The sequence below is a fragment of the Candidatus Megaera venefica genome (genome assembly GCF_034554655.1).
Classification (GTDB): Bacteria; Pseudomonadota; Alphaproteobacteria; order Rickettsiales; family Rickettsiaceae; genus Megaera_A; species Megaera_A venefica.
The window spans coordinates 1-8,812 of record NZ_JARJFB010000080.1 but is presented as its reverse complement, the minus strand read 5'-3'; the positions used below and the strand labels follow the sequence as shown (position 1 = coordinate 8,812).

Below are 8,812 nucleotides of genomic sequence, written 5' to 3'. Positions count from 1 at the left end.
ATCTGACAGTGATAATTCTACTTACAATCAGATAGGATAAATTATAGTGTCTGTAAGATTAAGTCTTGATTTGTACAACTAAAGGGTAAAATACCTGGTCGTCCTACTTTTGACAAAGAAAAATTCAATTCAGCGCTAAAGTTAATTGAATCAGGCCTTTCCCCAACCGCTGCTGCTAAGCAACTGAATATTGGGCGCTCTACAATATATCGTGAGCTTAAATATGCAAGATAGGTAATCATTTTATCAAATCCATTATATCTTACTGTGTTTTATTGTTATTGTTTTGCTGAACTGCTCTTTGATAATCTGCTGAACTCAACTTTGAAAAATGACAATATGATAGATTCTTGATACTAGCCTTGAGCTTACGCAGGTTATTTGATCTTCCTCTATTACTTGCATCACGCTCGGAGCTACTATTTGTTTTGATAATAATTCTAGAGGGTTGTAGCTAGCGGTTGTATCAGTTGCTAGCTCCATTTGCAGCATCGTCCCGACAAGCTTAATTAAATCAACCGCATCACAAGTTCTCGGAGCTAGTTGTAAAGATTCAAGTTTATTGATAAAGCTATCTCTAAAGCCGGTAATTCCGCTTTTACCGTTATTTTTTGTGTCTATAATTTGGCTAAAAGAAACAAATATACGATAATCTCGGGCAATTCGTCCGTCGGAAACGCCGAAACTTATTGCCCGCTCCCTTACGAACTGCGCACGTCTTTTGGTTATTTTATCAAGCAGAGGGTCGGGATTAATCCGAGCTTCTTGCCAGTAGTTTAAGATATCCTCTACGTCATGGCTAGCAACCAATAAAAACTGTAGGTAAGAATATTCGGGCAATTCATCGTTAAAGAAATGCGATAGGTTTTTATGAACGGAATCGTCGACACCGACGATAGGACTAATTTCCAGCATGAAGCCGACGACATTGCCGTCACTTAAGAATAAGTTATTTTCCTCATCGAAATATCGATAACTTAAATAATCGTCAAGAGCAAACGTTCCCTCTAAGATTTTATCTACGATAGAAACGGTATTTTCGCTTTCTACGTTCTCGGCTAGACCGCAAGCATTTGCAATACCCGCGTATATTGATTTCAAGTTGCTTAATTTCATGAGTTTAAATATTTTATTATTTTAAATTTTTATATTTGGTAATTTTTTTATTCACTTAAGTTATTCAAGGTACAAATCATCACCGTCTTGGTATTCGTTTAAATGATCCTCGGTATCGATTATTTTTACCTTATGGGTTTGGTTTAAAGCCTTTTTAGGCACATTATTTATTTCCTTATTACAAGCCTTACCTTTACATTTTTTATCCAAATAGACGGTTTCAATCTCGCCCGAATCGACTCTTCTATCAACCTCGGATAACATCACGCATCTAGCTCCCTTGCTGTCGGCACAATTAAACCCCGTCGAATATACCGCGCATGAACTAAGGCAGCTCATTAGAATAAGCACACTTGCGATACCCCGCTTACTGCGTGTTGAATCAGGTTTCATATAAAATAATCTCATTGTTTTTTTGCCTTTTCCGATCTTAACTGTTCTAACTTTTCCTGTACGTCTAATGCGTTTAAGTACACGCCTTTGGTAAATACGATATCTACTTTAGTCCCTCCCGAGACCAAGAGTACGGGTGACATGCTCTCGGCTTGTTTGATATAATAATCGGCTATTTTCTCGGCAGCGTTACTAGCCCCCGCAAAACCGCCTTCTTGCAACATATCGCCCATGCCTTTCTTTTTAGTAGTTCCGCTGCCGAAACTACTGATGATTATTTGATCCTGTCCTTTAGCGGAACTTGCAAAACCGCTAATCATGCCGCCGACAATCGCATTCTTTAGATGCTTGCCGCTAGTTTGTACCACTTTACCTTTAATACCGTTCATACCGTCATCGCCGTGAATGAGACCCGCTACTTTCGTGGTATAAATCAACTCGCTTACGGGATCGGTGCATGAGAGAACTTCCGCTCGCACGATTGCTCGCTCGGATGATAAATCACCGTAAGACGAACCCATAATCTTGCAATGAGTTAGATCAATGTTAAAATTCTTCGGTAAGCTACCTCGCTCGGTAATTCTGATAACTACGGGTACGGGTTCGGAAGATGAACCGATAGACGTCGACACCGCAATGCCGCCGAGTAAAATCCCTTTAACGTAAGCGGTTTCCGGAATAAAACTCCTAGCCGATTTAGGGCGATCGAATATCTCGCCGCGATCCATATGATTTACGGTAATACGGCTATCGTCTATTAGCGGATAGTTATTTTTTGGAGATTTATCACCTTCATTTAGATTGGCTTTTACGTTACTAAACTCTCTTCTTGAGGATGCCTGCTCTTCGGATAGATATTGCATTTGGGCTTTTAGTTTCTCGATTTCGGTTTTAAGTTGATTAGTGTAAGCTACCGATTGCTCGTTGATACTAGTTTCGATTAGTTTTAGCTTCTCGTCCGCCGACGTTTTGGCATCCGTCAACTTATCTTCAAAATGATTACGCCACATTTTATCGATATCTAGAGCATGACTTGCCACTTCAAGCTTTAAGGGAAGTTTTGCATCTACTTCCGCTTCTACGCCGCTTAGAGAATTTGAGCGGTATTTCATGAAGCTAAGACCTATTATTACGGTAATACCGAGACCTAGCAACACTATTAGATCATGCTTTTTCTTAGCTTGCGTTGATTTTTGTGCATGAGAGAGCGTAAGATTATCGCTCATCCTTTCGGAATCTTGCGGGTTAACGGGTTGCTGCCGCTTAAAATTAACAATCTTTTTCCAAATATTTTTTAATTTATCAATCATAATGGGCTTCTCTCGTAATAATAAATACTCTTATTGTTGCTTGCGGTTTTATCACGCACGACTCGAGATTAATTGCTACGGTATTTTTAAAAAGGTTACTAAAATCCGACTCAAGTAAATCTACCGATTTAGCAGTCAAGTTTTTTACCGACAGCACCCCGCCGCTCAAATCACGATAGCGGTAACTTAATTGTTGGGTAATATGCCGTTGCTTACTTTGTTTTAAAGTACGTTTAACATTCGTAACATAATACTTGCCCTTTTCATTCTCGATCATCGCTCTCATCATTGCGGATATTTCAGATTTTAGCTGCTTGTTTGCTAGCTTTGTGACACCGTTGCCCGACAAAGAGGACTTTATCTCACTACCTAAATTGATAAATATTGTCTGTGCCGCCGTATCACCGACGGTAAATCTAATATCTTGCGCTCCGCCTTGCGGCATTATTAGGCTTAATTCTATAGTCTCGCCTACCTCTACCTTCGGCTTAATAAACAAATTGCGCCAATCGCCGCTCCAGTAAAGAGAATACTTATTCTCATCGCCTATTACTTCAATGATCTCACCGCCTGAGACGAAGATCCTATTCAGCTCGTTTGCGGCAATTACCGTTTCTATTTTTTTATTCCCCGAATATTTAAACTCAGGTCCGGCGCAAACCGAGCAAACAAAGGTAATAAGCAGTAATTTTACCGACAAGGATAGTTTTGCCGCTAGATACAACTTGCTCTTTAGGATTTTTATCCGGCTTTTCATTTAACTAACGCCCCCTTAGGTTCTTGTTTATCGTCTTTTTTATCTTTATCGCTTACTACCTGATTAAACTCTTTTAACCTTAAATAACCGCCGCTAAATTCAAAGCTAAGGCGGTAAGAAGTAGGTATCGATTCAAAGCCGTGTTTGCCGTATCTTGAGGTTAAGATACCGTGAGCGATTACCTCGCCTTGTGCCTCGTCAATTTCCATATTCTTCACCGTAAAGTAAGTAACCAGATCAAAGTTTTTGTATTTCTCTGCCGCATCCGCAAAATATTCGTTTATTTTTTTGGAAAAGCTTAAACTACTATTTGAGGTATATTTTAAAATCATGTCTCGTTTGTGTAAGACGTCCGCGGCAGATAAATCAAGAAGCGAATTTAAAAACACCATGGTCATTTGCTCCAAGTAGCCGCTAGATACTTTGCGGTTTGAAATCATTACCTCTGTACTGAACGGCGGCACCATAATAATTCGCTCTTCCTGAGCCAAAATCTTAAGGCTAAGCGCGCCGCTCGTTATACTTAAAGCTATTGTCAACACCAAAAACAGATTGCGCTGTTTGGTAATACGATCTCCGCCTTGCATAGCTATTTGTAAATTCATGACTGCCTTGACTTTATTAATTTTCGTTTAATCTTCTTATTGATACTCTTCTTAAACTCACAGAAAACATCTCTTATGAGACTCCGGCAAATACTTGCCGCCGAATATATTTTTAAGCGGTAAATGCCAATAAATAAATTGCTGCACGCTACCGCTATGCCACCCGCGAGCTGCATAAGCAGAGAATCCGTAACCGATCGCAAAACCGATAATACCGATAGTCATCCCGAACCGCGCCCATATCAAACAGCCGATAGCCACAGCCCCGAGTAGCCCTAGATAACTAAGACCGTAATATTTGATCTCCTTGTTTAAAGCTCTATTTAATCTGACTCTTTCCATATTGATTGCTCTATACCCCTAGACCGGCTTTAACCGCCATCACCGTTAAACCTCCGACTAACGAACCTTTACCGAATCCCATCATCCTATCTCTTAGATCGCCTTGCTGCTGCATCAACGCACCGATCGCACCCGTTATGAAAATTCCTACCGGATAATAGTCGTTAATCATTTTTTTTACCGGATCGGTAGCCGCCTTGATTCCCGCATCAAGGTCAAAAGCCGCCATTGCATCGATGTTACAAAGTAGAATCGGTGCAAGATACAGGGCATATGTTAATATTGATCTTTTGCGGAAAAGTAACCGGTTAGATTTTGTTTGCAAATTTTGCATAGTTTGTCTCTCCTTACGGTTTGTTGTTAATTTAGTTTTATTAGACATTAATAATTCCTTTTTATTGTTGTTTTAAATTTAAGCTTTATCAGACCTGCATGATAATCAGCTTTCCGTTTCCGTATTTTTATCGCAACTCACTCGTGCTATTGCTACCGTTAGTTGGTATAACTCGTCGACTTCATCTCGCAGCAGTTCAAATGACGTTCTGGTTGATCTCAAGCCTGCCGCTAATAATTCATTCGAATCTAAATTTGTAGAGCTCTGCTTCATGTAGACTGTGATATCTTCTTCTTGTCTTGATAACAGAACTTCAACATCTTCCAGCTTTTTAAATATGTGAGTTAAAGCTGCTCTTATTTCTTCAATTGTTCGGCTCATAAAAATAACCTCTAAATATTAATTCTTAATTTTAAATAACCTGTATGCCCCAAGTATTTGGACTGCCCTGTCCTCTCATACCCGATACTTGTCTCAATTCTCTCTGATACCAAACTTAGACTTGCCCCAAAATTATATGAATGTTTAGCAACGGAGATTTTATTGCTAGAGAGAATTCTACCGCTTGCATTCTTTAGGTTAAGTTTTTTTGATTTAATAAGCGGAGCGTTGCTATAACTTGCCGAAACTTGCGGAATTAATTGAAAATCGTCGTACTCAAATATAGTCGCAAGAGACAAGCCCGGAGTAATAGAGAATTTTTGAATACCGGTTTTACCGGTAGTTAAATTACCTTGTTTAATAGCGGCAAACTTTACTCCATAGTAAGAAGCGGTAAGACTCGGCACTAGTACCATAGAAGCTAGCGGTAAATAATAATTAGCCCCGATATTTGCACCGAAAAGCTCGCCCTTTAATTTAAAGTCGTTATCTTGGTTTAAGAACGATTTATATTTGGTCTTACCGTAAAGTTTACCGAATTCGATATTACCGGTTAACACTAACCGCTCATCCGCTTGCATACTTCCGTAAACAGAACCGATTATAGAACGAGTGTTCGTAGAGAAATTAGAGTAATTAGTACGACTATTATTAGTAGTAGCTTTTGGTTTTAAGCTGCCGAGATTAGAACTTAACATTATACCCAAAGTCGTATCTTCATCGATTTTGCCGTCAAAACCGATAGTTGCTCCGCTTAAATGTTGTTTTATTTTACCGGAATCTTTTCCTTTAAATAATCCGGTGCCGATATTTCCCGCTAGCCACACGCCGTAATTTAGCGGTTCATCACCTGCAGATATTCCCGTGCCTTGGTTATCGGTTAAATGAAGATATGATAGACGGTTTGTAAGCAGTGATGATAATTTAGCCGTTTCATTAAAAGCCGACTCAGTGACGGTCTCTATATTACTCTTGGTAAGTTGACTATTTTCTATATCATCACTTATTATGATCTTTTCGTATAGGCTACCTAAACTATTTAATTGTAGGATACGTATAGCTTTTGCGTCGGTAATGCCGGCAAGAGCCTCTCTTGCCGCCTCAGGAGTTAGGTTTGCCTGATCAAGCACGCTAAGAGCTATTAGATTCTCGGCGGTAAATGCGCCGCAACTTGATCCGTCATTTTGCTGATGTACTTGCAGATCAATAATTTCGGCATTCGGTGCAAGCCGTTTAATAGCTTCTATGTACCTGCCGCTCTCACTAGTCGTACTGCCAAAGCTACTACCGAACGAATCATTGTAGAATACCATGATATCACCGCTCGCTTTTGTCCTAATAGCAATAGCCGTCCAGTGATTATTATTTAAGTTCACAGGTATTAAAGCGGGTTTACCGGTTCTTGCTTCAATTAAAGCAGCTGCTGCCACATCATTAATTAACGCCGGAGAATTCGGCACGGCAGGAGCAATATAAACCCTACCCGCGAGACGGTTAGCGATAACTCCTCGCACATCTGAATCCTCATACCAATAACCGATATTTGCTATCTCGGGGTTGATCTTAGTAGCAGATGCGGCGTTACTAAATCCCGTAATAAAGATGGTAGGTATAACAACCGTAGCAAAGAGGTTTTTGAGATGATTTTTCATGCGTATTGTACCTCCTCTAAGCTGTAACTATGCAAGCTACATAACTTATCTATCAGATGAGTATAATTACTTTGTACCCAATCCTTGATAAATTTAGTCGGAGCTTTTAAAGTAAGCTTTTTATTATCCGCATCAACATTAGCGATTAATTTGCTAAACCAAGCATTATCCATAGCGTTACCGCCTGAACCGTAGTAATCAATTAAGCCTTGTCTGATTTCCCCCCATATTCCTTCAAAAACTTTAGTTTCGTCTTTTTGTAAAGCTCTAGGTTGTTTGAAAGAAGTATCGGTTGTTTGTACATTTTGAGATAGGGTAATATGAGGCGGAGCCTCGTACTCAAGACGATTGATGTGATTGCCGTATACCGATTGTACCTGCGCAAGTATTAGACTATGATCTGAACTACTTAATTCTAGCTTTTTGCGTAAGATAATTTTAAAACTATCGGTTTTTAAAGATTCGGTATTATCAAAAAAACTCGCTAACATTAAAAAGTTGTAAGCAACGCTAGGTTCTAATATCCCCGCTAGTTTACGGCTTAATTGCATTTTAGGAGAAGTATCTCGGCTATTTTCAATTTCGTTTAGAAATTCTTCCCTAGCCTGAGTGGCGATTTCTTCAGAAGTAACATTATTCTTGATCTTAAAACTCTCATTACTAATCTTTACCGCATCTCTCATCTCATGAGCCAAAGCCTTACCCATGTATTTAATGAATGCCGATTTATGAGGAAAACTATGATTCGGTAATTTAATGCTCAAATTTTGTAAGATTTCGTTAATGGCGTTACCTGAAAACTGACGACCACAAAGTGTTTGTAGTTTGTCAATGTCTGATTGAACCAACGGATAAAATGAAGCGAGGCTAAATCTTTGTTTACAGATAACAGTAGCAGATGAATTTTCTTTTTCTAAAAAAGAATTTGAATAAAAATTAGATCCGCTAGATCTATTTCTTGATAGATTTTTCTTAATCTTATTATCTGAGGAAATTTCTAGAGAATCAGTCTTCTCTTTTCTACCGCTTAAGGGAAATTTTTTTGCCTGATCTTGGCTATTTAATTTTAAGACGTTTTCAATATGCAAAACAAGAAACATCTCGTTTGTAAAACGTCTGCCGCTTACTATAACGGTTCTAAGACTTCTTTTAAGTAACTCGGCTTGCTCAAGCCTGATAACGGCATCCTTTGTCTGAGAAGCTCCGAAGTTAAACTTACGCTTAAAATAATTGAAATTTAATTGAAATTCGCTATTGCCGTTATATCGATGCAAAAATACTAACTCGGATAGAATAGCGATACCGGTAGTGTCAGACTTACCACACGGGCGTAGTAAGCGATGATACCAATGAGAAGGAACTATATTCCCGCTGATAGAAATTTTATTCGTTTGAGATTCAGCATTATTGCACGCAGAATCATCTTGTGCTATAAACATAATTACCTGATGTTTTAATTAATTCTTTTGTTAATTAGTCCCTCCGTCAAAACTCTCCCCGCCTGAATTAACAAGGGGTTTCATGTCATAAACAGCTTACAAAATCCATAAGAAAATGGTATAATTACCGCATAAAGCTTACGGATTTTAAAATTATGCCTATAGAAAATATTACTTTTCTCCAAAAACAAGAAAGGTTATTTGAAGAGAAATTATCTACAAAACTAAATCCTAAAAACAAGTTATATAAACTAAGGGATTTAGTAAATTGGTCTGAACTTGAAGCCAGAGCATTGCCTAACATTGAAATCAAGCAATTTGGTAGAAATAAGAAAGATCATAGAGTAATGCTAGCACTATCAATGCTTCAAGCTATGTACAACGGTTCTGATTCGTTTACGGAGGAAGGGCTGAATGAAAATGTTTATTGGCAATATTTTTGTGGTTATGAATAATTGCAGCAAGCTCTTGGTGTGTCTGAAG

General features: G+C 38.7%; 12 protein-coding genes. 2 read left to right on the top strand and 10 right to left on the bottom strand.

What is annotated here, in order from left to right:
* Nucleotides 1–90 precede the first annotated feature (90 nt).
* Entirely contained in the window at nucleotides 91–234 is a 144-nt protein-coding gene (locus tag Megvenef_RS09885; RefSeq protein WP_410519763.1) for a helix-turn-helix domain-containing protein, read from the top strand.
* Between the two features lie 84 nt (nucleotides 235–318).
* Here Megvenef_RS09885 and Megvenef_RS05630 read toward each other — a convergent pair whose 3' ends face one another.
* From Megvenef_RS05630 to Megvenef_RS05585, 10 genes are all read right to left on the bottom strand, one after another.
* Complete coding sequence (locus Megvenef_RS05630; RefSeq protein WP_322777002.1) at nucleotides 319–1,116, bottom strand: TraC family protein; 798 nt, start codon at nucleotides 1,114–1,116, stop codon at nucleotides 319–321.
* A gap of 60 nt (nucleotides 1,117–1,176) precedes the next feature.
* Nucleotides 1,177–1,383, bottom strand: coding sequence for a hypothetical protein (locus Megvenef_RS05625; RefSeq protein ID WP_322777001.1), 207 nt, complete (start codon nucleotides 1,381–1,383; stop codon nucleotides 1,177–1,179).
* A 137-nt stretch (nucleotides 1,384–1,520) separates the two neighbouring features.
* On the bottom strand, nucleotides 1,521–2,735 hold the full coding sequence (locus Megvenef_RS05620) for a TraB/VirB10 family protein (protein ID WP_322777000.1): 1,215 nt from the start codon (nucleotides 2,733–2,735) through the stop codon (nucleotides 1,521–1,523).
* 76 nt (nucleotides 2,736–2,811) lie between these two features.
* Nucleotides 2,812–3,576, bottom strand: coding sequence for a TraK domain-containing protein (locus tag Megvenef_RS05615; protein WP_322776999.1), 765 nt, complete (start codon nucleotides 3,574–3,576; stop codon nucleotides 2,812–2,814).
* Nucleotides 3,573–4,181 (bottom strand): TraE/TraK family type IV conjugative transfer system protein, encoded by a 609-nt coding sequence (locus Megvenef_RS05610; protein WP_322776998.1) that lies wholly within the window; start codon nucleotides 4,179–4,181, stop codon nucleotides 3,573–3,575. Before Megvenef_RS05610 ends, Megvenef_RS05615 begins: the two co-directional genes overlap by 4 nt.
* Nucleotides 4,182–4,238: 57 nt before the next feature.
* Complete coding sequence (locus Megvenef_RS05605) at nucleotides 4,239–4,523, bottom strand: hypothetical protein (RefSeq protein ID WP_322776997.1); 285 nt, start codon at nucleotides 4,521–4,523, stop codon at nucleotides 4,239–4,241.
* 10 nt (nucleotides 4,524–4,533) lie between these two features.
* Entirely contained in the window at nucleotides 4,534–4,905 is a 372-nt protein-coding gene (locus Megvenef_RS05600) for a hypothetical protein (protein ID WP_322776996.1), read from the bottom strand.
* A 57-nt stretch (nucleotides 4,906–4,962) separates the two neighbouring features.
* On the bottom strand, nucleotides 4,963–5,238 hold the full coding sequence (locus tag Megvenef_RS05595) for a hypothetical protein (protein ID WP_322776995.1): 276 nt from the start codon (nucleotides 5,236–5,238) through the stop codon (nucleotides 4,963–4,965).
* An 11-nt stretch (nucleotides 5,239–5,249) separates the two neighbouring features.
* Complete coding sequence (locus tag Megvenef_RS05590) at nucleotides 5,250–6,890, bottom strand: autotransporter domain-containing protein (protein WP_322776994.1); 1,641 nt, start codon at nucleotides 6,888–6,890, stop codon at nucleotides 5,250–5,252.
* On the bottom strand, nucleotides 6,887–8,329 hold the full coding sequence (locus Megvenef_RS05585) for a DnaA N-terminal domain-containing protein (RefSeq protein WP_322776993.1): 1,443 nt from the start codon (nucleotides 8,327–8,329) through the stop codon (nucleotides 6,887–6,889). The genes Megvenef_RS05590 and Megvenef_RS05585 overlap by 4 nt, the downstream gene beginning before the upstream one ends.
* Nucleotides 8,330–8,484: 155 nt before the next feature.
* Here Megvenef_RS05585 and Megvenef_RS05580 point away from each other — a divergent pair, with 155 nt between their 5' ends.
* Nucleotides 8,485–8,784: a transposase gene (locus Megvenef_RS05580; RefSeq protein ID WP_322776992.1), complete on the top strand. Its 300-nt coding sequence runs from the start codon at nucleotides 8,485–8,487 to the stop codon at nucleotides 8,782–8,784.
* The last annotated feature ends 28 nt before the right edge of the window (nucleotides 8,785–8,812 follow it).